Here is a 24,379-nt window from a genome sequence, read left to right as displayed (position 1 = left end):
CCGAGGGCCGCCTGTGTCCAGTCTCCCCGAGAACCCGGGGCATGTCATTGTCGATCGGCGCCCGGGTTGCCCCGAGAGCGGCGCCGTGGGCGGCTCAGCCGGCCGGGTCCAGCCCCAGCATGGCGGCCAGGCGCCTGGGCGGCACATAGCCGGGCACCAGGCGGCCGTCGGGCAGGACGATCGCCGGCGTGCCCTGAACGCCGAGTTTCAGGCCCAGATGATACTGGTCAGCCACCGGATTGTCGCAGTCCGGCGGGTTGGTGGGTGCCTTGCCGTGCATCGCGTCGGTCAGGGTTTCCTGACGGTTGTCGGCACACCAGACCTGCGCCATCTGCCGCGCGCCGGCGGAACCCAGCCCGCTGCGCGGAAAGGCCAGGTATTCCACCGCGATGCCCATGCGATTGAGGGTCGGTACCTCCTCGTGGAGCTTGCGACAGTAGGGGCAGGTCACGTCGGTGAATACCCGCAGGACCGCCCTGGGCTCGCCGGTACCGCGGAAGATGACGCGCTGCGACTCGGGAATGGCGGCCAGCCGCTTGTCGCGCTCGGCGTTCTCGGCCTGCCGGGTCAGGTTGACCAGCCCCGTATCGCGATTGGCATAGAGTTCACCGGCGACGAAGTAGGTCCCCTCGGCATCGCTGTAGAGCGTTTCCCCGCTGGTCAGGCGCACCTCGTAGAGGCCCTTCAGGGGCGTCTCGTTGACCGTCTTGACCGGAACCGGCTTGCCGTTGACGGTGAAGGTATCGGTCAGCGCCTCGGGGACCGCCGCCCGGGCCACGCCGGCCAGCACCAGGCCGCTCAGGAAAAGAAGGGACAGGATCCGTGTCATTCGCTGCATGATTCAACCTCGCGGATGGTGTGCCGCATGCAGGGCTTCCAGGCGGGCCTGGGCCACATGGGTGTAGATCTGGGTCGTCGACAGGTCACTATGCCCCAACAACAGCTGCACGACACGCAGATTGGCACCATGGTTGAGCAGATGCGTGGCGAAGGCATGGCGCAGCGTGTGTGGCGAGAGCGGCTTGTCGATCCCGGCCAGGCGCGCGTAGTGCTTGATGCGATGCCAGAAGGTCTGGCGGGTCATGAAGTTGTCGCCGCGACCGGGAAACAGCGGCGCCCGCCGCACGTCGCTCATCAGCGCCGCCCGGCCTGCGCGCAGGTAGCGTTCCAGCCACGCCTGCGCCTCCTCGCCCAGCGGCACCAGGCGCTCCTTGTCGCCCTTGCCCAGCACGCGCACCACGCCCTGGCGGCTGTTGATGCTGTCGTGGCGCAGGCCGACCAGCTCCGAGACCCGCAGCCCGCAGGCATAGAGCACCTCGAGCATGGCCCGGTCGCGCAGCCCCAGCGGGGTATCGGTGGCCGGCGCCTCGAGCAGGCGCTCCACCTCGTCCTCGTCGAGGGTATCGGGAAGCTTCGCCCGCACCCGCGGCAGGCGCACATCGGCCAGCGGATCGTGTTCGCACTCACCCTGTTCGAGGGCCCAGCGGTAGAAGCGCCGCAGGCTGGACACCAGCCGGGCATTGCTGCGCAGCTGATAGCCGGCCTCCCGACGGCCGTCCAGCCAGGCCGGCAGCGCCTCGGCCGCCGGCTGCAGCAGCGACCCGCCCGCCTCGTCCAGCTGTGCGAGCCAGGCCAGCAGGTCATGGCGGTAGGCGCTCAGGGTGTGCTCGCTGGCGCCCTGCTCCAGCCACAGCGCATCGAGGAACGCCTCGATGCGCCGTTCATCGCGCTCCCGCGTGTGGCTCATGGACGCGACTCGCCTCCTTCCGGATACGACAAACCCCGCCCCGCATGACGCGGCGACGGGGTCGCACGACACGGGACACGGCTCACGCCGCGCCCCGGAACGAAGGCCGTATCAGGCCAGCTTTTCCTTGATGCGTGCCGACTTGCCGCTGCGCTCGCGGAGGTAGTAGAGCTTGGCCTGGCGCACGTCGCCGCGACGCTTGACGGCGATGGAGTCGACCAGCGGGCTGTAGGTCTGGAAGGTCCGCTCGACGCCGACACCGTGGGAGATCTTGCGCACGGTGAAGGCGGAGTTCAGACCCCGGTTGCGCTTGCCGATCACCACGCCTTCGAAGGCCTGCAGACGCTCGCGGTTGCCCTCGACGACCTTGACCTGCACGACCACGGTGTCACCCGGGCCGAACTCCGGAATGGCCTTTTCCATCTGCTCGGCTTCCAACGCCTGGATCACCTTGTTCTTGCTGCTCATGATGCAAACTCCTTGACTGATAATGTGCCGGGCGGGCTCGCCGCGTTGCGCTGACGGCCCGGGGCCGTGGCGATACCCGCCCGGCGTGTGATCCCGACGTTCGAAGACGCGGGAACGACTGTATGGGTGACGCGTGGCGCTCAGTCGTCGACGACCGAACCGTCACGCTCCTCCGCCATTGCGGCGTGCTCCTCGATGAACGCCTCGAGCAGCGCGCGTTGCTCCGTGTTCAACGTGCGCCCCTCCAGCAGTTCCGGGCGCCGCAGCCAGGTGCGGCCCAGCGCCTGCTGGAGACGCCAGCGACGAATCCGCTCGTGGTTGCCGCTGAGCAGGACATCCGGCACCCGACGCCCGTCGATCACCTCGGGGCGCGTGTAGTGCGGGCAGTCCAGCAGCCCATCGGTGAAGGAGTCCTCCTCGGCCGAGCCCTGGTGGCCCAGCACGCCGGGCACCAGCCGGGCCGCGGCGTCGATCAGCACCATGGCCGGCAGCTCGCCGCCGCTGAGCACATAGTCGCCGATCGAGATCTCCTCGTCGATGTCGCTTTCCACGACGCGCTCATCGATACCTTCGTAACGCCCGGCGACCAGTACCAACGGGCCGTCGGCCGCCAGCTCGCCCACGCCCCGCTGATCCAGAGGTCGCCCCTGCGGCGACAGGTAGACCACCTTCGGCGGGACGCCGAACTGCGCTTCGCCGCGATCACGCGCCGCGTGAATCGCCTGGCGCAGCGTGTCGACTTTCATCAGCATGCCGGGGCCACCGCCATAGGGCCGGTCGTCCACCGTACGATGGCGGTCCGTGGCGTACTCCCGCGGATTCCAGAACTCGATGTCCAGAAGCCCCTGCTTGACCGCCCGCCCGGTCACGCCGTAGCCGGTCACGGCCTCGAACATCTCCGGAAACAGGGAAACGACACCAATCCACACGGCTTGCCCCATGGCCCAATCACGGCTGCCACGCCATGCGCGGCATGCTCCCGGGTTTCCCCGGTCTAGAATTCCGGATCCCAGTCGACCGTCAGACGACCGGCCTCGAGATCCACCTCGAGGATCACCTCGTCGGGCAGAAACGGCAGCAGACGTTCCTCGGCATCGCGACTGTCCGCGTCACCGCGCACCACGAGCACATCGTTGGCGCCGGTCTCGAACAGGTAGTCGACGAAGCCCAGGTCGACGCCCTCGCGCGTCACGACCCGCAGGCCCTCGAGCTGGTGCCAGTAGTAATCCCCGGGTTCGAGCCTCGGCAGCTGCTGCTTGGCCAGACGAATCTCGGCACCGGCCAGCTGCTCGGCCCGCTCACGGGTCTCCACGCCTTCCAGACCGGCGACCAGGCCCTTGCCGTGGCGCCGCCCCCCGGCCACGCGGTAGACATGCTGCGTGCCGCGCTGCACGAGGATCCACTCCGGATAGTCGAGGATGCCTTCCATCGGGTCGGTGTACGAGTACACCTTGAGCCAGCCCTTGACACCATAGGGGCTGGTCAGCTTGCCCAGCACGACGTAATCGTCCGCTGCCGCCTCGGGCGCTGCGTCCATCGGCATGCCGGGGGTCATCCTCAGGCCTGGGCCTGAGCCTGCTGCTTGCGGGCTTCCTTGACCAGCTCGGCGACGCGCTCGGTCACCTGGGCGCCCAGGCCTTCCCAGTGGCTGACGCGGTCCAGGTCAAGACGCAGGCGCTCTTCCTGGCCCCGGGCGACCGGGTTGAAGAAGCCGACGCGCTCAATGAAACGGCCATCGCGAGACTTGCGGGAATCGCTGACGGTCACGTGATAGAAGGGACGCTTCTTGGCGCCACCCCGTGCCAAACGAATGGTAACCATTGCGTTATGAGTCCTTCGGTTGAATTCAGACATTACGCCGCCGCACTCGCGGCGACGGCATCTCGTGCCACGCGCCTACGCGCAGCCTGCCACGAAGACGCAGCATTTTACGGAAATCGGCCCGGCTTGGGAACCTTTTTCCTTGACAACGCGGCCGGCGCGCCCCGTTCAGCGCTTCGGAAAGCCGCCGCCGAAGCCGCCCGGGCCGCCCATGCCGCCAGGGCCACCCATGCCACCGGAGCCGCCCATGCCCGGCATGCCGCCCATGCCGCGCATCATCTTCTGCATGCCGCCCTTCTTGCCGGCCTTCTTCATCATCTTCTGCATCTGCTTGTGCTGCTTGAGCAGACGGTTGAGGTCGGGCACCTGGAGGCCGGCGCCCGCGGCGATGCGCCGCTTGCGCGAGCCGTTGATGATCTCCGGCTTGTGGCGCTCCTTCGGCGTCATCGAATTGATCAGCGCCTCGAGCTTGCCCAGCTCCTTCTCGACACCGGGGCCCTGGGCCATCTCGGCCATCTGCCCCATGCCCGGCAGCTTGCTCATCAGGCCGCCCATGCCGCCCATCTTCTTGAGCTGCTGGAGCTGGTCGCGGAAGTCCTCGAGGTCGAAGCCGTCGCCCTTCTTGACCTTTTTGGCCAACCTCTCGGCCTTGCCCTTGTCCACCGTGCGCTCGGCTTCCTCGATCAGCGACAGCATGTCGCCCATGCCGAGGATGCGCGAGGCCACGCGATCCGGGTGGAAGGGCTCGAGGGCATCGACCTTCTCGCCCATGCCCATGAACTTGATCGGCTTGCCGGTGATGTGGCGCACCGACAGCGCGGCCCCGCCGCGGGCGTCACCGTCGGCCTTGGTGAGGATCACCCCGGTCAGCGGCAGGGCCTCGTGGAAGGCCTTCGCGGTATTGGCGGCATCCTGGCCGGTCATGGCATCGACGACGAACAGGGTCTCCTGCGGCGCGATGGCCTTATTCAGCGCCTGGATCTCGTCCATCATGTCGCTGTCGACGTGCAGGCGCCCCGCGGTATCGACGATCACCACGTCATGGAACTGGATACGGGCGTGCTTGAGCGCCGCCTCGGCAATGGCCACCGGCTGCTGGTCGCTGCGCGACGGGAAGAAGTCGACCTCGACCTCCCTGGCCAGCGTCTCGAGCTGGTCGATGGCCGCCGGGCGATAGACGTCGGCGGAGACCACCAGCACCTTCTTCTTTTCGCGCTCGCGCAGGTACTTGGCCAGCTTGGCCACCGAGGTGGTCTTGCCCGCCCCCTGCAGGCCGGCCATCAGGATCACCGACGGCTGCTGCTTGAGCTCGAGCGGGACGTTGCCCTCGCCCATGATCGCCTCGAGCTCCTGCTGGACGATCTTGACGAACTGCTGGCCCGGCGACAGGCTGCGCGAGACCTCCTGGCCGACCGCCCGCTCGCGCACGCGCTCGACGAAGGCCTTGACCACGGGCAGGGCGACGTCGGCCTCGAGCAGCGCCCGGCGGACCTCGCGCAGCGTATCCTTGATGTTGTCCTCGGTCAGGCGCGCCTGACCGGTGATCGACTTGAGCGTCCTCGACAGACGTTGCGAGAGACTTTCGAACATGTGACTCTCCGGCAGTGGGTGCACGAGGCCCCGGGGCGGGCCGTGATGGCCGGCCCGGCGGGTGCCGACGCGTTGGCCGACGATTATACGCGTTACGCCGCGCCGTCTCCATGCTTGCCCCGCGCCGCGATCAGGCTGGGCGGCGCCGGGCGATTCCGATATAGTGACCCGCGAATGATTCTCTCTCGTTGAGCCACTCCACGGGTCGATTAGGTCCTCATGCAGGTGCTTCCGTTCGCGTTTCTGGCCATCGCCTTCTATCTCGGCGCCGGTTCCTGGCAGAGCCTCGTGCTGCTGCGCCGCGTCCCCGCCCGTCCGGTCCTGGTCCGCGGCCTCGGCCTGCTGGCCGTGGCCTGTCATACCGTGGTGGTGGCCTCCGCCCTGCGCGAGCTGGGCGAGGTCAGCCTGGGCATCTCGGCCAGCGCCTCGCTGATCAGCTGGCTGGTGGCCATCCTGCTGGTGCTGACGAGCTTCATCAAGCCGGTGCTCAGCGCCGCCGCCGGGCTGTTTCCGCTCGCCGCGCTGACCATCGTGCTGGCCACCGAGCTGCCGGTGGGCAGCCACCCCGCCGGCCTGACACCGGGCATCATGGTCCATGTGCTGACCTCGATCCTGGCCTTCGCGCTGTTCGCCATCGCCGCCGTGCAGGCCATGCTGCTGGCCCGCCAGAATCAGGCCCTGCGCCGCCACCATACCCGCGGCCTGGTGCAGTCGCTGCCGCCGCTGACCGCCATGGAGCGGGTGCTTTTCGAGCTGATCTGGGCCGGCATGATCCTGCTCACCGTCTCGCTGATCAGCGGCATGCTGTTCATCGACAACATGTTCGCCCAGCACCTGGTGCACAAGACCGTGCTGTCGCTGGCCGCCTGGGTGATCTTCGCCGCCCTGCTCGCCGGGCGCCATTTCTTCGGCTGGCGCGGCGCCCGGGCGGCCCGCTGGACGCTCGGCGGCTGCCTGCTGCTGCTGCTCGCCTACTTCGGCAGCAAGTTCGCCATCGAGGTGGTCTTCCACGACGTCTAGCCACGTCGCGCCTTGACACCGCGCGCTCCCATTCCCTACAAACGAGCCTGGTACGCGACTGAGGATCCTCCGACCTTGAGCGACGACATCCCGTTGGGACTGCTGTTCGGCCTGCTTGCCCTGCTGATACTCCTGTCTGCCTACTTCTCGAGTTCCGAGACCGGCATGATGTCGATCAACCGCTACCGCCTGAGCCATCAGGCGAGAAGCGGCGAACGTCGCGCCCAGCGCGTGCTGCGCCTGCTCTCCCGCCCCGACCGGCTGATCGGCGTGATCCTGATCGGCAACAACTTCGTCAACAACCTGGCCGCCTCGATCGGCACCATCATCGCCATCCACTACTTCGGCGAGGTCTCCGGCCCGGCCATCTCCACCCTGGCGCTGACCATCGTGGTGCTGATCTTCGCCGAGGTCACGCCCAAGACCTACGCCGCCATCAAGCCCGAGCGCATCGCCTATCCGTCGTCGCTGGCACTGGAGCCGCTGCTCAAGCTGCTCTACCCGCTGGTGTGGCTGGTCAACGCCATCTCCAACGGCCTGCTGCGCCTGATGGGGGTGAAGAACATCGAGGGCGGCGCCGACAGCCTGTCCCGCGACGAGCTGCGCACCGTGGTCCACGAGGCCGGCACCATGATCCCGCGGCGTCACCAGTCGATGCTGCTGTCGATCCTCGATCTCGAGAACGTCACGGTCAACGACATCATGGTGCCGCGCCACGAGATCGCCGGCATCGACCTCGACGACGACCTCGACAGCATCCTCGCCCAGATTCGCGCCAGCCAGCACACCCGCGTGCCGGTCTACAAGGGCGACATCAACAACGTCATCGGCATCCTGCACCTGCGCAACGCCGCTCGCTTCCTCTCCAGACCCGAGGTCACCAAGGCCTCGATCGTGCAGGAAGCCCGCGAGCCCTACTTCATCCCCGAGTCGACCCCGCTGCACACCCAGCTGCTCAACTTCCAGCAGCAGAAGCGCCGCATCGGCATCGTGGTCGACGAGTACGGGGACGTGGAAGGTCTGGTGACGCTGGAGGACATCCTCGAGGAGATCGTCGGCGAGTTCACCACCGACGTGGCCGGCATGCACCAGGAGATTCACCTGCAGGACGACGGCAGCTACGTCATCGAGGGCACCGCCAACATCCGCGAGATCAACAAGACGCTGGGCTGGCAGCTGCCCACCGACGGCCCCAAGACCCTCAACGGCCTGATCATCGAGCATCTCGAGTCCTTCCCCGACGCCCCGGCCTGCCTGCAGCTCGGCCAGACCCGCATGGAAATCCTGCAGGTCAAGGACAACCTGATCACCGCGGCGCGCTGCTGGCAGCCTCCGGTCCGCCGCCAGCGCAACGCCTGAAAGGGCTCAGTCGCTCAGGAAGGCGTCGGCCTCGCGCTTGAGCGCGCGCACGCGCTCCTCCAGCGTCCCGCGATCGGCCGCCTCGGGCGCCACCGGCTCGCCGAAGACCAGCGCCACCCGCGCCCGAAAGCGACGCGGACGCGTGGAAAAGGCTCGCCCGTGACAATACGAGGTCCACGACCCCCACAGTCCGGCCAGCGCCGCCGGCACCACCGGCACGGCGTCACGGGCGAGGATCATGTCGACGCCGCGCCGGAAGCGATGGATCTCGCCGTCGGTGGTCAGGCGCCCCTCCGGGAACACCATCACCACCTCGCCGGCACGCAGTGCCCGGCTGACCTCCGCCATGGCCCGACGCACACCGCCCGGGTCGCGCCGCTCGGAGTCCACCGGGATCGCCCCGGCCAGGCGGAAGAACCAGCTCAGCCCGGGCGACTCGTAGATCGGCCGGTCCATCAAGAAGCGCAGCGGCCGCGGACAGGCGCCGCCGATGATCAGCGCATCCATGAAGCTGACGTGATTGCAGACCACCAGCGCCGGCCCTTCGGCGGGCACCCGGCTGCGGCCCCGAAAGCGCAGCCGATAGAACAGGTGCATGAGCGTGAAGACCGCCAGACGCAGCACCGCCCGGGGATTCAGGGCCACCACGCCCAGGCAGATGACCAGCGCCATCCCCGCCAGCGCGGCGAAGAAGGCCGACAGGGGCAGCTCGAGCACCGTCAGCAGGAGGATGCCGAACAGCGCGGCCAGGATCATGAACAGGGCGTTGAGCAGGTTGTTGGCGGCGATCATCCGCGCCCGGTGACCGTCGCTGCTGGCCACCTGCACCAGGGTATAGAGCGGCACGATGTACAACCCCCCGCCCACGCCGACCAGGGCCAGGTCGAGACTCATGCGCCAGAAGCCGGGCATGAGCAGCAGCGCGGGCAGCCCCGTCCCGCTTCCCGCCAGGGCCGGCCGCGCTGCGAAGTCGAAGCCCCCCAGCGCGATCAACAGCGCCCCCAGCGGCACCAGCCCCAGCTCGAGCCGCCCGCCGGACAGCCGCGCGCACAGCAGCGCCCCGCCGCCGACGCCCAGCGCGAAGGCGCCCAGCAGCCAGCTCACCGCGGTCTCCTGGCCGTGCACCATGTCGCGCACCCAGGCCGGCAGCTGGGTCAGGTAGCAGGCGCCCAGGAACCAGAACAGGCTGATCCCCAGCAGCCCCCGGAAGATGCGCCGATGCCGCCAGCTGTCGCGCAGCACGGCAATGCTGCCCGCCAGCGGCTGCCAGCTGACGCGCCCGGGATCGCTGGACGGTGCCGCCGGCACCGCCAGGCTGGCCAGATAGCCCATCACCGCCACGCCGATCAACGCGGCAGCGATGGCGCCGCGGGCCAGCTCTCCCCCCAGCGAGGCCAGCACGCCGGCCAGCAGGGTGCCCAGCAGGATCGACACGAAGGTCCCCAGATTGACCCAGGCGTTGCCCTTGACCAGCTGGGTGCGCGGCAGGTGCTGTGGCAGGATGGCATACTTGACCGGCCCGAACAGCGCCGACTGGGTCCCCATCAGGAACAGCAGCGCCAGCAGCAGCAGGAACTGCTCGAACCACACCGCCGCCGCCGCCAGGGTCATGGTCGCCAGTTCGAGCAGCTTGAGCCGGCGCACCAGCACCTGCTTGTCGAGACGGTCCGCCAGGGTTCCGCCCCAGGCGGAGAACAACAGGAACGGCAGGATGAACAGCCCCGCGGCCAGATTGTTGAGCAGCCCCGTGTCCCAGCCGAAACGCGGTACCGCGACGAAGGTCAGCAGCAGCAGCAGGACGTTCTTGAAGACATTGTCGTTGAAGGCGCCCAGTGCCTGGGTCCAGAAGAAGGGCGCGAACTCGCGGCGCAGCAGCAGGGAACGACTCATGCCGTCCCCGGTGATGTCCTGAGGCCGGCGAGTATGGTGGAGAGCAGCTGGTCGAGCAGCTCGCTGACCTCGAGCGGCTGCCCCTGCCAGTAGCCCAGCCGCTCGTTGAGCCCCAGCTGCACCAGACCGTGCACGCTGCCCCACAGGGTTCGCGCCATGCGCCGGGCATCCAGGTCGCCGAGCGCCGGCTGGTACTCCTTGAGCGTCGCCTCGACCCGGGTGAACAGCCCCTCGATCATGCTGTGCTGGCGCTGATCGAGCTCGCCCTCCTGGGCCAGCGGGTAGTCGAAGAGCAGCTGCCAGCGGTAGGGCTCGCGTTGCGCGAACTGCCAGTAAGTCAGGGCCAGCGACTTGAGCCGCGGCTCGGGCGGGGCGTCGTGCAGTCCCTCGACGGCGCCGCCCAGATGCTCCAGTGTCTGGATGTTGACGTACTGCAACAGATTGTTGAAGCTGCCATAGAGCTTCAGCAGGGTGCTGGGCGCACAGCCGATCTCGCGCGCCAGCGCACGCAGGGACAGCGTGTGCACGGGGTTTTCCCGCAGCCAGGCATCGCATGCTGCCATGACCTGGGCATGCAGCGCCTCTGGCGCGTGCTGTCTGGGACGTGCCATGAAATCGCCTCGTCAGTCGCTCGTCCCCGGGGGACGGCGTGGTCGAACAGTGTTTTCACCCCAGCATATCGACACCGCGCGCAAACGCAAGCCTGTCGAGGCCCTTGCGCTACCCGGTTTCCCGGGGCGACTGCTACCATGCCACCCGCGACACGGCTGGCCGGGTCCCGGCGGACCCGTGTCGTTTCGCTCGCCTATCGAGATCGGGAGGCCCGATGGCCGGACGCCTGCACATCGCCGACCTGGCGCTCAACTCCCTGGTGCCGTCGCTGCGACGTGACCAGCCGCTGCGCACCAGCCCCAACCGGGCCCCCCGCCACCCGCTGTCGGCGATCCGCCTGGAAAGCGGCGAGCCGTACCTCGCCACCCTGTTCTGGGGCCTCACGCCGCCCTGGCTCAAGGTGCTCGATCACGCGCCGCACTGCGCCCGGGCCGAGTCGCTGGACGAACGCCCGATGTTTCGCGACGCCTTCGCTGCCCGGCGCTGCGTGGTGCCGGCCAGCGGTGTCTATGCCTGGCGGCCCCAGCCACGCATGAAGCAGCCGTTCCTGATCACTCGCGCCGATCGCGGCCCGCTGCTGCTGGCCGCCCTGTGGTGCCGCTACCACACCACCCTGACCACCTGGACCGACTCCACGGCCCTGATCACGGTGGCCACCAGCCCGCTGCTGAGCCCGCTGACCGACCGCCTTCCGGCCCTCATCGCCGCCGCGGACCTTGCCGCCTGGCTCGATCCCGCCACCCCGCTGACCACGGCCCGGGCCCTGCTGAAACCGGCGCCTGCGGAACTGTTGGGCGCATTTCCGGTATCAAGACAGGTGAATGATCCTTCGAATCAGGACTGGGCCTGCGGACGCCCCACCGGCCGGATGCTCCGCTGGGACCCCGAACAGGAGAGATGATGCCTGCACTGCGACTCCCCCTCGGCGCCTGGGCGCTGGTCATCGCCACCGCGCTCGGCGGCCCCGCCGCGGCCGCGGCGGCCGACGCCCCGAGCACCGCGGCGTCCCTGCCGACCTCCGGCGGCGTGATCGTCAGCCCCAACGACGAGCGCGACTACCGGACCCTGACCCTCGACAACGGCCTCGAGGCGCTGCTGATCCACGATCCCGACGCCGACAAGGCGGCCGCGGCGATGAACGTGGCGGCGGGCAGCGACCAGAACCCCGACGCCATCCCCGGGCTGGCCCACTTTCTCGAGCACATGCTGTTCCTGGGCACCGACAAGTACCCCGAGGCCGACAGCTACCAGCATTTCATCAGCCAGCACGGCGGCGATCACAATGCCTTCACCGCCGACCGCGACACCAACTACTTCTTCGACATCGAGCCGACGGCGCTCAAGGGCGCCCTCGATCGCTTCAGCCAGTTCTTCGTCGCCCCGCGCTTCAACGCCGAGTATGTCGACCGTGAGCGCCACGCCGTGCATTCCGAATACCAGGCACGCCTGCGCGACGATGCCCGGCGGGTCAACGAGGCCATGGACCGGGCGCTCAACCCCGACCACCCCGCCACGCGCTTCTCGGTGGGCAGCCTCGAGACGCTGAAGGACGGCCAGCAGCCGCTGCGCCAGTCGCTGATCGACTTCTACAAGGCCCATTACGGGGCCCACGTCATGGATCTGGTGGTGATCGGCCCCCAGCCACTGGACCAGCTGGGCAGCTGGGTCCGCCAGGACTTCTCGGCGGTGCCCGACCGCGGCCTGTCGCGCCCGGCGATCCCCGAGGCCCTGGTGACCCCGGCCCAGCTGCCGGCCCGACTGCGAGTCCAGAGCCTCAAGCAGCATCGCCAGGTGCGCTTCGCCTTCCCGATTCCCGACCCGCAGCAGGATTATCGCCACAAGCCGGTGGACTACCTGGCCAACCTGCTCGGCCATGAGGGCGAGGGCAGCCTGCTGGCGGCCCTGCGCCGCGCCGGCTGGGCCGACGGCCTGTCGGCGGGCAGCGCCCGCGGCGACGGCGACGATGCCCTGTTCGTGGTGAACGTCGACCTGACCCCCGAGGGCGCCCGGCATCTCGACCGCATCCAGGCCAGCCTGTTCGCGATGATCCGGCGCATCCGCGACGACGGCATCGACGCCTGGCGCTACCGCGAGCAGGCCGAGCTCGCCGAGCAGGACTTCCGCTTCCAGCAGCGCGGCGAGCCGATCCACACGGCCAGCAGCCTGGCCATGAACCTGAGCTACTATCCCCTGAAGGATGCCCAGTACGGCCCCTACCGGATGGACGGCTTCGAGCCCGGCAAGCTGCGTGACCTGCTCGGCCGGCTGACGCCGCAGCACCTGCTGCGCGTCTACAGCGGTCCGGATGTCGAGGGCGACAAGACCACCCGCTGGTTCGACGCGCCCTACCGCCTCGCCCGGGTCGACCACTGGCCCGGGGCCACGCCGCTCGACGGCCTGGCCCTGCCCGGCCACAACCCCTACATCGCCGATGACCTCGAGGTACTGCCGCTCGAGGCCCAGCCGCCGAAGGCGCTCGTCGACACCGCCGAGCACACCCTCTGGTACCGGCCCGACAGCCACTTCGGCACGCCGCGGGTGGAGTGGCGCTTCAGCCTGCAGACCCCGGACGCCGCCGACACGCCGCGCGATGCGGTGCTCGCTCGCCTGCTCGCCGGCTGGCTGGGAGACAGCCTCAACGAGGCGCTGTACCCCGCCCGCCTGGCCGGCCAGTCGTTTTCCGCCTATGCCCACGGCCGCGGCATCACCCTGGCCTTCTCGGGGTGGCGCGATCATCAGGACGTGCTGGTGAAACGGGTGCTCGAGCAGCTGAAGACGGCCGCCATCGACGCGGACAGCGTCGCGCGGGTCCGACTGCAGCTGAAGCAGCAGTGGCAGAACGCCCCGGACTCGCCGCTCTACCAGCAGATGCAGCGCACCCTGGGCGATGCCCTGATGCGCCCGAGCTGGTCCCCCGAGACCCTGCTCGCGGCCCTCGACGACACCTCGCTGGACGCCCTTCGCGACTATCGTCGCCGGTTCCTGGACCGGCTGCATCTGGAAAGCATGGCCGTGGGCAATCTGGAGGCCGACCAGGCCCGGCAGGTCGACACGCTGGTCCGGCGCGCGCTCTCGCCGACCCTCGACAAGGCCGGCGTGCCCGAGCTGGCCCCGCTGGCCGTGCCCGCCACGCCGCCCGTGCTGCATCCGGCCTCGACGCGCAACGACAGCGCCGTGCTGCGCTATCTCCAGGGGCCGGACCGCAGCCTCGCCAGCCAGGCCCGCCTGGCCGTGCTCGGCCAGCTGATCCAGGCGCCCTTCTACAGCCGGCTGCGCACTCAGGAGCAGCTCGGCTACATCGTCAACGCCGGCTACCAGCCGCTGCTCGACGCCCCGGGGCTGGGCCTGCTGGTGCAGTCGCCGAGCACCGACGTGGCGACGATCCGCTCGCGCATGGACGCCTTCCTGGGCGACTTCGACCAGCGCATCGCCGGCCTCGACGAGGCGACCCTGGCGCCCTATCGCAAGGCGGTTCATGACCATCTGCTGGAGCGCCCCTCGTCGCTGTCCGAGCTGACCGGACGGCTGTGGCAGGAAACCGTCCACCCGACGCCCGACTTCCAGCGCCGCCGGCACCTCGCCGAGACGGTCACCGCGCTGACGCCGGAGGACGTTCGCGGCGCCTGGCAGGCCCTGCGCGACAGCACGCCGCTGAGCATTCGCTTCGCGCCCGGCGACACTGCCAGTAACGTCGGCGAACTGACCGACGGCTTCACGCCGTTGCCGGAAACTCGCTGAAAGCAGCCCGCCCGCCACGAGGCGGGCGATTACCCGAAGGCCTGGGGCGGGACGATCGCCTCGACGTGCATCACCAGCTCCTCGAGAATCTGCCGCTCGCGATCACCGAGCGGCTGCTGGTTGAGCCGCTCGATCTCGCGGGCGAAGCCCTTGAGGGTCAGGATGCCGAGGCTGGCATCGTTCATGCGCGCCCAGCGGTAGGCCTCCCACTGCGCCTGTTCCTCGGCACTCAGGGTGTCCGGGTAGCTGCGCGCGCGCAGGCGAAAGAGCATCTCCTCGAGCCGCGGATCCTGAAAGGCGAAGACGGTGTCGCCCAGCGACTCCGGTGGCGTCTCGTGGACCCGCTGCATCTGCTGGCGGTCGGCCGGCGAGAAGAAGCTGCCCGAGTAGAGCATGAAATCCGGATCCCGAGGGCCCTCGGGAGGCGGCTCGGCGAACACCTCGGCCGCCTTGCGCGCCGCCTCGGGCCGGCCGCTCAGCGCCTTCCAGTGGCGGCGGCAGGCGGCGATGTCCAGCCCCAGGCGCTCGACGATGTCGCCGTACTCGCCACGCCGCGGCCCGTCGACGTCCTTGAGGAAGGTCGCCGGCATGACCACCGGACTGCGGTTGATGTGGATGACCTTGAGCGGGATGCGCGACTCGCCCTCGCTGAGTTCGTCGGCGCTGGCGAAGACCCGTTCACGGATCGCCGCGGCATCGAGTTCGAACAGCGGCGCGGGATCGACGGCGAGATCGTAGACGATCACGCCGTTGGGATTCGAGGGATGTTCGGCCAGCGGCATCACCAGCGCGCTGCAGGCTCGGCTGGCCGGATAGCGGCGCGAGATGTGCAGCATCGGCTTGCCCGCCGGCACGTTCAGCTGGCGGGCCACGACGCGCTTGTCGCGCAGCGTCAGCAGGTAGTCGAAGAGCCGGGCGTTGCAGCGCTTGAGCAGGCGAGCCAGGTCGATGGTGGCGCGCACGTCGGCCAGGGCATCGTGGGCACCGGCGTGGGCGATGCCGTTGGCGGCGGTGAGGTCCTCGAGCCGGAAGCTCGGCGAGCCGTCCTCGCGCCGGGGCCACGCGATCCCGTCGGGGCGCAGCGCATGGAAGGCACGCACCACGTCGATCAGGTCCCAGCGCGAATTGCCGTTCTGCCATTCGCGGGCATAGGGATCGAGCAGGTTGCGATAGAAGAGATGCCGCGACACCTCGTCGTCGAAGCGCAGGCTGTTGTAGCCCAGCGCACAGGTGCCGGGCTCGCTCATCAGCGCATTGACGCGCTCGGCGAAGGCCATCTCGGGCAGCCCGCGGCGCAGCGCGGCCTGGGGGGTGATGCCGGTGATCAGGCAGGCCTGCGGCGAGGGCAGGTAGTCGTCGGCCGGCCGACAATAGAGCGTCAGCGGCTCGCCGATCTCCCGGAAGTCGCCGTCGGTACGGATTGCCGCGAACTGGGACGGCCGGTCACGCCGGGGGTCGGCGCCGAACGTCTCGTAGTCGTGCCAGAGAAAGGTCTGCTGCGAATCGCCGCGACGGGCCATGCACGCTCTCCCAACGCCTCAGAGGAAAGCGCCCAGCCTAGCACAGCCCCGGCGACGACTCAGCCGCACCTCAGCGCGGCAGCGTGACGTTGAGCTCGAGCACCGAGCAGTCGTCCTCGCTGTCCAGGCTGATGTTGATGGCTTCCTGGTCGACGTTGACATAACGGCGAATCACTTCCAGCAGCTCCTTCTCGAGCAGCGGCAAATAATCCGGCTGATCACGCTGGCTGCGCTGGTGCGCCACGATGATCTGCAGCCGCTCCTTGGCCACCGACGCCGACTTCTTGCGTTCACGCTTGAGAAACTCGAGTAGCTTCACCGACGACCTCCTCCGAACATGCGCGAGAGCAGCCCCTTCTTCTGATACTCGTGGAAGCGCAGCGGGACTTCTTCGCCCAGCAGCCGTGCCACGGTATCGACATAGGCCAGCCCCGCATCGCTCTTCTGGTCATGTGTCACCGGAATCCCCTGGTTGGAGGCCCGCAGCACCGCCTCCGACTCGGGAATCAGCCCGATCAGGTGGATGGCCAGGATCTCCTGGATATCCTCGAGGTTGAGCATGTCACCACCGGTCACCCGCTCCGGATCGTAGCGGGTGATCAGCAGGTGCTCCTTGACCGGTTCGCGATTCTGCTCGGCACGGCGGGTCTTCGAACCCAGCAGGCCGAGGATGCGGTCGGAGTCGCGCACCGAGGAGACCTCCGGGTTGGTGACCACCACCGCCTCGTCGGCATAGTACATGGCCAGCTGGGCGCCGCGCTCGATGCCCGCCGGCGAATCGCAGACCACATAGTCGAAGTCCGAGGACAGGGTGTCGAGCACCTTCTCCACGCCCTCGGCGGTCAGCGCATCCTTGTCCCGGGTCTGGGAGGCCGGCAGGATGTGCAGGTTCTCGACCCGCTTGTCGCGGATCATCGCCTGGTTGAGCCCCGCCTCGCCCTGGATCACGTTGATCAGGTCGTAGACCACGCGCCGCTCGCAGCCCATGATCAGATCGAGGTTGCGCAGCCCCACGTCGAAGTCGATCACCACGGTCTTCTTTCCACGCAGCGCCAGTCCGGTCGCGATTGCCGCTGCACTGGTCGTCTTTCCGACCCCGCCCTTGCCGGAGGTCACTACAATGATCTTGGCCAAGGTAAGCTTCCTGTTGCTGAAATCGAAGATCGTCCGTTCACGCCCTGCTCATCAGTCCAGCGGCGTGATGCTCAATTGGTCGTTGTCGAGGGTCGCCTGCACGGCCCGCCCCAGCAGCCGAGGGTCGATATCCTCGAGACGCTTGTAGTTTCCTGCCAGCGACAGCAGTTCCGCCCGCAGCTCCCGGCAGAAGATGCCGGCGTCGCGGTCGCCGTGGATGCCGGCCAGCGCCCGCCCGCGCAACGCGCCGTAGACATGCACGTTGCCGCCGGCCAGCACCTCGGCCCCGGCATTGACCGCACCGACCACCACCAGGTCGCCCTCCGGGGCGCTGACCTGCTGCCCCGAACGCACCGTGCCGCGATGAATGCGGCTGCCGACCCCGCCCTGCACGATCGGCGCCTCGGCCTCCGGGGCCGCGCCATCCTCCGCGGGCGGCTCGCCGGCCCCGGGCAGCACGCTCTCGAGGGTACGCGGGCGCACCTCCTGGGGCGGAAACCAGCCCAGCCCCAGGGCCCAGGCCGACTGCTTGACGGGGTCACCCCCGCCCCGCACGGCCACCGGCAGCAGCTTGTGGGCGCGGCACACGGCACAGATCCGCTCCAGCGCCAGGTGCGGCTCCTCGAGCTTTTCGACACTCAGCATCACCGGCGTATGCTGAAAGAAGGCCGGCGCCTGATTGAGCTTGCCGACCAGCTGCTCGCGTATCTGTTCGGGGTCTGCACTGGTCAGCTCCATGACCGTCATGGGCAGCATTCCCCCCTTGAAGGCGAAGGCACTGCCGGCCCTGTCCATGTTGAGGCTCATTGCCGGTCTCCACAGTCGGATGGTGACATTTAAAGCTAAGCGAGGGGCTGCCGGGCTGCAACCGATCATACGCCCTGTGGATACGGCCTGTCAGTGTCTCCGGGTACCGACGCCCCCGACCTTTTCGGCCACGCCGAGCCATGCTTAGATAAATGGCTGGAACGCCTTGCGCGCACGCCGCGTCGACCGGCGTCTTCCGCGCCTCTTTCAGGGATGTATCGCGACCTATGCCCGGATTCCTACGACGATTCTTCGCGCCCCGCTGGCAGCACCACGACCCCGCCGTGCGTCGCCAGGCCATCGCGCGCCTCGACCCCGACACCGACGACGACCGGCGGCGTCTCGAGCGACTTGCCGGCGACCCCGACGCGGCCGTGCGCCGCGCCGCGCTGGCGGCGCTCGACGAGCCGGCCGCTCTGCTGGCGCTGCGTGACACGCACGACAGTCCCGAGTTGCAGGAGCGCCTGCGCGAGCTGCTCAGCGGCCGCGAGGGCAGTACCCCACTGGGGCAACGCCTGACGCTGGTCGAGACGCTCGACGACCCCGACCTGCTCGAGACCCTGGCCCGGGAAGGGGACAATCAGGCACTGCGCCTGGCCGCCCTGGCCCGCCTCGACGACGAGGAGCGCCTGCTGCGCCAGGCCTGCGACAACGGCATCGCCGCGGTACGCCAGGCCGCCGCCGAGCGGATCACCAGCGAGACCGGGCTGACCCGCCTGGCCCGCCGCTCGCGGCGCGACAAGCAGGTGGCCCGGCTGGCCCGGGCCCGCCTCAACCGGCTGCGCGAGGACGAGGCCCAGGCCCGCGAGGCCCGCGAGCGCCGGGAACGCATCCTTGCCGCCCTCGAGGCCCACGCCCAGCATGCCTGGGAGCCCCTCTACCCGGGTCGCTATCGCCATCTCGAGCGCGAGTGGGAAGCGCTCGGCGATCTGCCCACCGCCAGCCAGGAGCAGCGCTACCAGGAGGCCTCGCAGCGCTGCCGCAAGGTGATCGCCGACCACGAGGCCCGGCATCATGCCCTGGCCGCCGCCGAGGAGCGGCGCGACGACGCCGACGAGACCCGGCGCTCGCTGATCGAGTCGCTGGAGGACACCCTGGCCAGCTTCACCCAGGGCGAATGCCTCACCGACCAGGACATGGCCAGCCTGCAGGCCCAGAAGCACCTGGTGGCCCACCAGTGGCAGACTCTCTCCGACCGTCACGCGCCGGAGGCCGCACTCAGCGAACGCTATGCCCGCGCGCTGGAGGAGTACGATCGCCTGCTGCAGGCCTGGGAACGGCTCGACCGCCAGGGGGCCGAGCTGGCGGCGGCACTGGAGGCCGAGGACGCCACCGCCCTGACCGGCATCCTGGACCGCATCGACTGGCCCGGCGACCTGCCGCCCACGCCGCAGCTCGCCCGCGCCCGGCAGGTACTCGCCACGCCGCCCGCGGAGCCGGCCGGGTCGCCGCAGCAGAGCGCCCGCTTCGCCCGCGATCTCGACGCCCTGGACGACCTGCTCGACCGCGGCGCCTTCAAGCGCGCCAGCCGCCTGCACCAGAGCCTGCGCCAGCGCCTCGCCCTGCTGCCCGAGGCGGAACGTCGTCGCCACCAGCCGACTCTCAAGCGGCTCGGCGCCCAGCTTGCCGAACTGCGCGACTGGCGCGGCTTCGTCGCCGGCCCCAAGCGCGAGCAGCTGTGCGACGCCATCGAGGCGCTGGCCGAGGACACCACCCACAGCGATGCCGAACTGGATCGCCAGCACCGGCAGCTGGTCAAGGACTGGAAGAACCTCGGCGACGCCGCCGCCGACCGCGCGCTCTCCACGCGCTTTCGGGCCGCCTCGGACCGCATCCACGAGCGCCTGGGCCCCTGGAAGCAGCGGCGCGAGGCCGAGCGGCAACAGAACCTGGCCGCCCGCGAAGGCCTCTGCGAGCAGCTCGAGGCGCTGCTCGACAACCCCGACCCGCATGCCGATCCGGACGCCCTGCGCCAGATCCGTGACCGTGCGCGCGAGCAGTGGCAGCGCTTCGCCCCCGTGCCCCGCGACCAGGCCCGGACGATCGGCCAGCGCTTCGGCCGCATCCGTCACGCCCTGCAGCAACTGATCGATCACCGCGCCCAGGAGATCGCCACGGCCAAGCGCGAGCTGGTCGAGGCGGCCCGCCTGCTGCAGGAGGACACCGACACCCGGGCGGCCTCCCGCGCCGAGCAGGCCAAGGCACTGCAGCGGCGCTGGCGTGAGCTCGGCCGGGCGCCCAAGGGCGAGGAGCAGACCCTGTGGCGGGCGTTTCGCGGCTACTGCGACGCCATCTTCGCGGCGCGCGAGAACGAGCGCGACGACCGTGCCCAGCGCAGCCGCCAGCGCCTCGAGGCCATGCAGGCCCTGATCGAGCGCCTGGATGCCTGGCAGCCCGCCTCCAGCGACGACGTGGCCACGCTGGAGGCGGCCATCGCCGAGGCCGAAAGCCTCGAGCCGCTGCCCCAGGGGCGGCGCAGCGACGGCATGCGCCGACGGTGGTCGGGCATCGTCCGCGCGCGCCGCGACCGCCTGGCACGCCTGGCGGTCAGCGAGACGATCGCTCGCTGGCAGGCACTGCGGCCGCTGCTCGAGGCCCATCTGGCCGCCGACGCCCGGCTGATCGACGGCCGCCCGCCCGAGGACGTCCCGGCGCCTCCGGCGCTGGGCGCCCCGCTGCAGTCGGCCCACGAGCGGCGCAACGCGGCCCGGCTGGACCCGCCGCCGGCCGCCGAGGTCGCGGAGCACCTGACCCGCCTGCGCGTGCACCTCGCCCTGCTGGCCGGCGCCGCGGTGAGTCGCGAGGACGAGCCCCTGCGGCTGGCCATCCAGGTACAGCGGCTCAACGACGGGCTGGGACGCGACCTGACCCGCGCCGAGGAACTGGAGGGGGTACTCGCCGCTATCCTCGCCACCGGCCCGGTCGCCCCCGATCCCTGGCGGCGCGAAGCCGCCGACATGGATCACCACCTGGCGGCCCTGGCCGAGCTACCGCCGCCCTGAGCGAGCCCCGAAACGCCGCGAGCGAGGCCGGGGCCTCGCTCGCGGGTGCGGGTGATGAGTGACGGGGCGCCGGCCAGGGCTTACCCCATGAACTGCCCGCCATTGATGTCCAGGTTCGCCCCGGTGATGAAGCCGGACCCCTTGTCGGCCAGGAAGCACACCGCCCGTGCGATTTCGTCGGGCTCGCCGAAGCGCTTGACCGGAATCGACTCGCGGATCGACTCGCGGATCTTCTCCGGCACCTTCTGGATCATGTCGGTGGCGATGTAGCCGGGCGACACGGTGTTGACGGTGATGCCCTTGGCCGCCGTTTCCTGGGCCAGCGCCATGGTCAGGCCATGCATGCCGGCCTTGGCCGCCGAGTAGTTGGCCTGGCCGAACTGGCCCTTGCGCCCGTTGATCGAGGAAATGTTGATGATCCGCCCGTAGCCCGACTCGAGCATGTCCTCGATGACGCAGCGGCAGGTGTTGAAGACGCTGTTGAGGTTGCAGTCGATCACCTCGCGCCATTGCTCGGGGCTCATCTTCTTGAGCGTGGTGTCGCGGGTGATGCCCGCGCAGTTGACCAGCACGCTGACCGGCCCGTAGGTGTCACGGATCTCGCGGACCCCCGCCTCGCAGTCCTCGTAGTCGATCAGGTTGGCGCCCGACAGCGCGATGTTGTCGAAACCGGCCGCTCGCTGCTCCTCGAGCCAGTTCCGGGCCTTGTCGGGATTGTGATAGCCGGCCACGACCTGATAACCCTCCCTGGCCAGTTCACGACAGATGGCGGTACCGATGCCGCCGGTGCCACCGGTTACCCAGGCGACGGGTGCTGCTTGTGTCATGTGTTCTCCCCCTGAGTCATGACGTTCAACCACTAACAGTCTCCTCGACCGACGATGTCATCTTTGTGACCTCGCCCCGCCAGTATGGTCAATATTCGGCTCGCTGTGCGAATTCCCGACGGACTCTTGACGTGACTCAGTTTCTGCGTATACTGGGCTCCACAATTTGATGCGGGGTGGAGCAGCCTGGTAGCTCGTCGGGCTCATAACCCGAAGGTCGTCGGTTCAAATCCGGCCCCCGCTACCAAATTTCGAAGAAGCGGATCGGTCATTGACCGGTCCGCTTTTTTTCGTTGGCCCCTACCCGAGCGCCATGATCCCTGCCGCGCCTCGTGAGCCTGCCCCGGGGCCGAGAGGCGACACGGCAGACGCCCCCTGCACGCCTGCCGATCCTGCGCGGTACTCAGCCGAGCAGGCTCAGGCGCACCACCACCGCCAGGTGGCAGGCCACCACCACGGGCGAAAGCAGGCTGCGCAGCCCCTGATACCAGCCCGGCAACCGCACGAGACTGGCATCGGTGCGCTCGTAGAAGCGCAGCAGCCAGAAGCCGATCATCAGCACCAGCGTCGCCAGCCGGTACTCGATCATCAGCGCCGCCCAGCCGACCAGGCCGGGCATCAGGCTCACCCACAGCCGCGTGGCGAACGCCGGATTCGACTCGCGGTCGCGGCTCATGGCAACGCCCCAGTGGACGCCGCCCAGAAAGGTCAGGCACAGCGCGCTGTAGAACAGGAAGGCCTTGATGGCCAGGGCCTGCCACAGTACCGGAGCGATGTAGACCCCGGCCGTGGCAATGACGAAGGGCAACAGGCCCACGGCCCCCAGCCCGAAGGGCAGGCGGACGGAGGGCGATACCTCAGTGAACATGGCAGCATCCTTGCAACCGTTGATTATCCGTGCAACGCCACAGCTTAGCCGGCTTGCCGGTTACTGACCAGTAACAACCGCCGATGACGTCATGACCGTCCGCCATGCTTCCGGCTCCACCCAGGGCCTGCCGAAGCGCGCCGGCCGATGACGCCAGGGGGCGTGTCGGGCCGGTCCCGGCGGCAGCGACGCCAGATCGGGCAGCCAGTGGGCGACATAGTCCCCGTCGGCGTCGTAGCGCAGCGCCTGACGCATCACGTTGAAGTAGCGATCCCGGCGAGGGTCACGGCCGCCCCCGGCCACGTAACGCCAGTTCTCCCAGTTGCTGGCGGCATCGTAGTCGACCAGCCAGCGCTCGAACCAGGCGGCACCCAGCCGCCAGTCGACCTGCAGGTCCTTGACCAGGAAGCTCGCCACGTTCTGCCGCGCGCGGTTGGACAGCCAGCCGGTACCCACCAGCTCGCGCATGGCGGCATCGATGAAGGGCACCCCCGTGGCTCCCGCGCACCAGGCCTCCAGGGCCGGCTCGTGCGCCACCGGCAGGCGGTGCTCGCCGAACAGCGCCGCCCCGTCCTGACGGGCGGCCCAGTGGAAGTACTCACGCCACAGGAGCTCGTCGACGAAGGCCTCGCGGGACGCGGTCACGGCCGCGTCATCGTCGGCCGGTCGCTCGGCCAGCTGCGCCATGACCTGCCCCGCGGACAGGCAGCCCCAGGCCAGCCAGGGCGACAGCCGGCTCGAGACGTCGTCGCCCAGCAGCGCATTGCGGGTGTCCCGGTAATGATCGAGCGGCCCGGCGAGAAACCGCTGCAACCGCTCGCGCCCGGCCCGTTCGCCGCCCTCGGGCCAGGGACCACCCAGGGGGTCGACCCGCCACCCGGCGGCCTCCGGCGACACCCGGGCCAGCGGCGGCAGGCCGCGCGGCGCCTCGTCGGGCCACGGCGGCAGCGTCACCGGCGCCATCCGCGAGGGTCGCGGCGCCAGCCCCGCCACGCGGCGGCGGAAGGCGCTGAAGGTGTCGGGCAACGCGCCCGGGGAGAAGGGCAGCTGCTCGCGGGTGAACAGCGTGCCGCCGGAGACGGTCTCGAGCTTCACCGCCGACGGCAGACGGCTGGCCAGGCGCTGCACGTCGTCGCTCTCCTGCCAGCCGGGGTCCTCGCGCACGCGAATCACGTCCGCGGGAGCACGCCGCAGCACGCCCTGCAGTTCGTCGACCGGGTCGCCGACGCACACCAGCAGATCGCTGCCCCGCACCAGCAGCTCGCCGCGCAGCGCCATCAGGCTTTCCCAGAGAAAGCGCAGTCGCGCCGGGCCGATCCGGGCCCGCGCATCGCCCGGCCGCCACGGCGTCAGCCAGCGACGATCGAGCACATAGACGCACAGCATCGTCTCGGCAGGCGTGTCGACGCACCACAAGGGGTTGTCGGCAACGCGCAGATCATTGCGCAACCACACCAGCACGCGACTCATTGCACCTCCTTGCGACCCGCCGGGCGCGCATCGCCCGCGTCGTCTCGGCTTTCCGGGAACCATTGCTGTACAACATTTTACCCTTAAAGGTACATATTTTGTACATTATTGGGCCGGCACGGCGGCTGGATACACTGCAGGGGGCGTGGTAGAGTCGAACACTGACTTCATTTCGGCGCTGTCTTTCCGACTTATTTTCATAATAAAATCAGTCGACTAGCCATTCCCGACGCGCCAGGGAGCCATGAAGGGAGGAAGACACCATGACGGATCGTCCCCCGCACGGTACCGGCCGTGCGCGCCGCCATTTCGGTGCCGACACTCTGCCCATCGCGCGTCTCGCGGATCGCACGCCCGCCTGGATGCTGACGCCCCGCGCCGTACGCCGCCCCTTCCTGACCGACCCGCCCCGCATTTGCGCTTGATGGTCGTCGCCGCGACGACTGAACTGTGAGCCATGCCGCGGTGCCGAGCGCCCGGCCCGCCAGAATGCCAACGACAAGAGC

The 24,379-nt window shown here is 69.3% G+C and carries 22 protein-coding genes and 1 tRNA gene; 7 read left to right on the top strand and 16 right to left on the bottom strand.

Annotated features, from left to right (window positions below; genetic code table 11):
• Positions 1–94: 94 nt before the first annotated feature.
• From KGQ91_RS06845 to ffh, 7 genes are all read right to left on the bottom strand, one after another.
• Positions 95–838 carry a DsbC family protein gene (locus tag KGQ91_RS06845; RefSeq protein ID WP_224415762.1) on the bottom strand — a complete coding sequence of 248 codons (744 nt, stop codon included), beginning with the start codon at positions 836–838 and terminating at the stop codon, positions 95–97.
• Positions 839–841: 3 nt separating this feature from the next.
• Positions 842–1,747 (bottom strand): site-specific tyrosine recombinase XerD, encoded by a 906-nt coding sequence (gene xerD, locus KGQ91_RS06840; protein ID WP_224415763.1) that lies wholly within the window; start codon positions 1,745–1,747, stop codon positions 842–844.
• Positions 1,748–1,858: 111 nt separating this feature from the next.
• Complete coding sequence (gene rplS, locus KGQ91_RS06835) at positions 1,859–2,215, bottom strand: 50S ribosomal protein L19 (RefSeq protein WP_163648297.1); 357 nt, start codon at positions 2,213–2,215, stop codon at positions 1,859–1,861.
• A 140-nt stretch (positions 2,216–2,355) separates the two neighbouring features.
• Entirely contained in the window at positions 2,356–3,144 is a 789-nt protein-coding gene (gene trmD, locus KGQ91_RS06830) for a tRNA (guanosine(37)-N1)-methyltransferase TrmD (protein ID WP_224416805.1), read from the bottom strand.
• Positions 3,145–3,209: 65 nt separating this feature from the next.
• Positions 3,210–3,752 carry a ribosome maturation factor RimM gene (gene rimM / locus KGQ91_RS06825; RefSeq protein WP_377172722.1) on the bottom strand — a complete coding sequence of 181 codons (543 nt, stop codon included), beginning with the start codon at positions 3,750–3,752 and terminating at the stop codon, positions 3,210–3,212.
• Positions 3,753–3,772: 20 nt separating this feature from the next.
• Positions 3,773–4,036: a 30S ribosomal protein S16 gene (gene rpsP / locus KGQ91_RS06820; protein ID WP_163648295.1), complete on the bottom strand. Its 264-nt coding sequence runs from the start codon at positions 4,034–4,036 to the stop codon at positions 3,773–3,775.
• A gap of 168 nt (positions 4,037–4,204) precedes the next feature.
• Complete coding sequence (gene ffh, locus KGQ91_RS06815; protein ID WP_224420613.1) at positions 4,205–5,626, bottom strand: signal recognition particle protein; 1,422 nt, start codon at positions 5,624–5,626, stop codon at positions 4,205–4,207.
• Between the two features lie 219 nt (positions 5,627–5,845).
• On the opposite strand from ffh, the gene KGQ91_RS06810 reads away from it, so the two are divergent.
• Both KGQ91_RS06810 and KGQ91_RS06805 read left to right on the top strand, forming a co-directional pair.
• Positions 5,846–6,646, top strand: a complete 801-nt coding sequence (locus KGQ91_RS06810; RefSeq protein WP_224420612.1) for a cytochrome C assembly family protein — start codon at positions 5,846–5,848, stop codon at positions 6,644–6,646.
• 75 nt (positions 6,647–6,721) lie between these two features.
• Complete coding sequence (locus tag KGQ91_RS06805) at positions 6,722–8,005, top strand: HlyC/CorC family transporter (protein WP_224420611.1); 1,284 nt, start codon at positions 6,722–6,724, stop codon at positions 8,003–8,005.
• Positions 8,006–8,011: 6 nt separating this feature from the next.
• Here KGQ91_RS06805 and KGQ91_RS06800 read toward each other — a convergent pair whose 3' ends face one another.
• Both KGQ91_RS06800 and KGQ91_RS06795 read right to left on the bottom strand, forming a co-directional pair.
• Positions 8,012–9,895, bottom strand: a complete 1,884-nt coding sequence (locus KGQ91_RS06800; RefSeq protein ID WP_224415768.1) for an MFS transporter — start codon at positions 9,893–9,895, stop codon at positions 8,012–8,014.
• Entirely contained in the window at positions 9,892–10,506 is a 615-nt protein-coding gene (locus KGQ91_RS06795) for a TetR/AcrR family transcriptional regulator (protein WP_224415769.1), read from the bottom strand. The genes KGQ91_RS06800 and KGQ91_RS06795 overlap by 4 nt, the downstream gene beginning before the upstream one ends.
• 215 nt (positions 10,507–10,721) lie before the next feature.
• Here KGQ91_RS06795 and KGQ91_RS06790 point away from each other — a divergent pair, with 215 nt between their 5' ends.
• A complete protein-coding gene (locus KGQ91_RS06790; protein ID WP_224415770.1) occupies positions 10,722–11,408 on the top strand; it encodes an SOS response-associated peptidase in 687 nt (228 codons plus the stop codon).
• Positions 11,408–14,245, top strand: coding sequence for an insulinase family protein (locus KGQ91_RS06785; RefSeq protein WP_224415771.1), 2,838 nt, complete (start codon positions 11,408–11,410; stop codon positions 14,243–14,245). Before KGQ91_RS06790 ends, KGQ91_RS06785 begins: the two co-directional genes overlap by 1 nt.
• Before the next feature lie 29 nt (positions 14,246–14,274).
• Here the strand turns inward: KGQ91_RS06785 and sbcB are convergent, their stop codons facing one another.
• The 4 genes from sbcB to minC all read right to left on the bottom strand — a co-directional run bounded on the left by sbcB (position 14,275) and on the right by minC (position 17,706).
• Positions 14,275–15,765 carry an exodeoxyribonuclease I gene (sbcB, locus tag KGQ91_RS06780; protein WP_224420610.1) on the bottom strand — a complete coding sequence of 497 codons (1,491 nt, stop codon included), beginning with the start codon at positions 15,763–15,765 and terminating at the stop codon, positions 14,275–14,277.
• Positions 15,766–15,835: 70 nt separating this feature from the next.
• Positions 15,836–16,084, bottom strand: a complete 249-nt coding sequence (minE, locus tag KGQ91_RS06775; RefSeq protein ID WP_163648286.1) for a cell division topological specificity factor MinE — start codon at positions 16,082–16,084, stop codon at positions 15,836–15,838.
• Positions 16,081–16,899, bottom strand: a complete 819-nt coding sequence (gene minD / locus KGQ91_RS06770; protein WP_163648285.1) for a septum site-determining protein MinD — start codon at positions 16,897–16,899, stop codon at positions 16,081–16,083. The genes minE and minD overlap by 4 nt, the downstream gene beginning before the upstream one ends.
• A 51-nt stretch (positions 16,900–16,950) precedes the next feature.
• Positions 16,951–17,706, bottom strand: a complete 756-nt coding sequence (gene minC / locus KGQ91_RS06765; protein WP_163648284.1) for a septum site-determining protein MinC — start codon at positions 17,704–17,706, stop codon at positions 16,951–16,953.
• 227 nt (positions 17,707–17,933) lie between these two features.
• Here minC and KGQ91_RS06760 point away from each other — a divergent pair, with 227 nt between their 5' ends.
• Positions 17,934–20,708, top strand: coding sequence for a DUF349 domain-containing protein (locus KGQ91_RS06760; RefSeq protein ID WP_224420609.1), 2,775 nt, complete (start codon positions 17,934–17,936; stop codon positions 20,706–20,708).
• Between the two features lie 80 nt (positions 20,709–20,788).
• On the opposite strand, the gene phbB is transcribed toward KGQ91_RS06760, so the two are convergent.
• Complete coding sequence (phbB, locus tag KGQ91_RS06755; RefSeq protein WP_224420608.1) at positions 20,789–21,535, bottom strand: acetoacetyl-CoA reductase; 747 nt, start codon at positions 21,533–21,535, stop codon at positions 20,789–20,791.
• Positions 21,536–21,705: 170 nt separating this feature from the next.
• On the opposite strand from phbB, the gene KGQ91_RS06750 reads away from it, so the two are divergent.
• Positions 21,706–21,782: transfer RNA gene (locus tag KGQ91_RS06750), tRNA-Met, on the top strand.
• Positions 21,783–21,938: 156 nt separating this feature from the next.
• Here the strand turns inward: KGQ91_RS06750 and KGQ91_RS06745 are convergent.
• Both KGQ91_RS06745 and KGQ91_RS06740 read right to left on the bottom strand, forming a co-directional pair.
• Positions 21,939–22,403, bottom strand: coding sequence for a DUF3429 domain-containing protein (locus KGQ91_RS06745; protein WP_224420607.1), 465 nt, complete (start codon positions 22,401–22,403; stop codon positions 21,939–21,941).
• 60 nt (positions 22,404–22,463) lie between these two features.
• Positions 22,464–23,873, bottom strand: coding sequence for a DASH family cryptochrome (locus KGQ91_RS06740; protein ID WP_163648281.1), 1,410 nt, complete (start codon positions 23,871–23,873; stop codon positions 22,464–22,466).
• 263 nt (positions 23,874–24,136) lie between these two features.
• Between KGQ91_RS06740 and KGQ91_RS06735 the strand changes: the two genes are divergently transcribed.
• The gene (locus KGQ91_RS06735; RefSeq protein ID WP_163648280.1) at positions 24,137–24,298 is read left to right on the top strand and encodes a hypothetical protein; all 162 of its coding nucleotides are present in this window, start codon (positions 24,137–24,139) and stop codon (positions 24,296–24,298) included.
• Positions 24,299–24,379: the final 81 nt, after the last annotated feature.

The sequence above is a fragment of the Modicisalibacter tunisiensis genome (assembly GCF_020148005.1).
In the GTDB taxonomy this organism is placed as follows: Bacteria; Pseudomonadota; Gammaproteobacteria; order Pseudomonadales; family Halomonadaceae; genus Modicisalibacter; species Modicisalibacter tunisiensis.
Note: the sequence above shows the minus strand (reverse complement) of the source record. Positions and strands in the feature narration are given on the sequence as shown.

Bases quoted from the DNA above. Each gene is read 5' to 3' on its own strand.
- KGQ91_RS06845 (WP_224415762.1), bottom strand. From the start codon at position 838: ATGCAGCGAATGACACGGATCCTGTCCCTTCTTTTCCTGAGCGGCCTG.
- xerD (WP_224415763.1), bottom strand. From the start codon at position 1,747: ATGAGCCACACGCGGGAGCGCGATGAACGGCGCATCGAGGCGTTCCTC.
- rplS (WP_163648297.1), bottom strand. From the start codon at position 2,215: ATGAGCAGCAAGAACAAGGTGATCCAGGCGTTGGAAGCCGAGCAGATG.
- rimM (WP_377172722.1), bottom strand. From the start codon at position 3,752: ATGGACGCAGCGCCCGAGGCGGCAGCGGACGATTACGTCGTGCTGGGC.
- rpsP (WP_163648295.1), bottom strand. From the start codon at position 4,036: ATGGTTACCATTCGTTTGGCACGGGGTGGCGCCAAGAAGCGTCCCTTC.
- ffh (WP_224420613.1), bottom strand. From the start codon at position 5,626: ATGTTCGAAAGTCTCTCGCAACGTCTGTCGAGGACGCTCAAGTCGATC.
- KGQ91_RS06810 (WP_224420612.1), top strand. From the start codon at position 5,846: ATGCAGGTGCTTCCGTTCGCGTTTCTGGCCATCGCCTTCTATCTCGGC.
- KGQ91_RS06800 (WP_224415768.1), bottom strand. From the start codon at position 9,895: ATGAGTCGTTCCCTGCTGCTGCGCCGCGAGTTCGCGCCCTTCTTCTGG.
- KGQ91_RS06795 (WP_224415769.1), bottom strand. From the start codon at position 10,506: ATGGCACGTCCCAGACAGCACGCGCCAGAGGCGCTGCATGCCCAGGTC.
- KGQ91_RS06790 (WP_224415770.1), top strand. From the start codon at position 10,722: ATGGCCGGACGCCTGCACATCGCCGACCTGGCGCTCAACTCCCTGGTG.
- KGQ91_RS06785 (WP_224415771.1), top strand. From the start codon at position 11,408: ATGCCTGCACTGCGACTCCCCCTCGGCGCCTGGGCGCTGGTCATCGCC.
- sbcB (WP_224420610.1), bottom strand. From the start codon at position 15,765: ATGGCCCGTCGCGGCGATTCGCAGCAGACCTTTCTCTGGCACGACTAC.
- minC (WP_163648284.1), bottom strand. From the start codon at position 17,706: ATGAGCCTCAACATGGACAGGGCCGGCAGTGCCTTCGCCTTCAAGGGG.
- KGQ91_RS06760 (WP_224420609.1), top strand. From the start codon at position 17,934: ATGCCCGGATTCCTACGACGATTCTTCGCGCCCCGCTGGCAGCACCAC.
- phbB (WP_224420608.1), bottom strand. From the start codon at position 21,535: ATGACACAAGCAGCACCCGTCGCCTGGGTAACCGGTGGCACCGGCGGC.
- KGQ91_RS06745 (WP_224420607.1), bottom strand. From the start codon at position 22,403: ATGTTCACTGAGGTATCGCCCTCCGTCCGCCTGCCCTTCGGGCTGGGG.
- KGQ91_RS06740 (WP_163648281.1), bottom strand. From the start codon at position 23,873: ATGAGTCGCGTGCTGGTGTGGTTGCGCAATGATCTGCGCGTTGCCGAC.
- KGQ91_RS06735 (WP_163648280.1), top strand. From the start codon at position 24,137: ATGACGGATCGTCCCCCGCACGGTACCGGCCGTGCGCGCCGCCATTTC.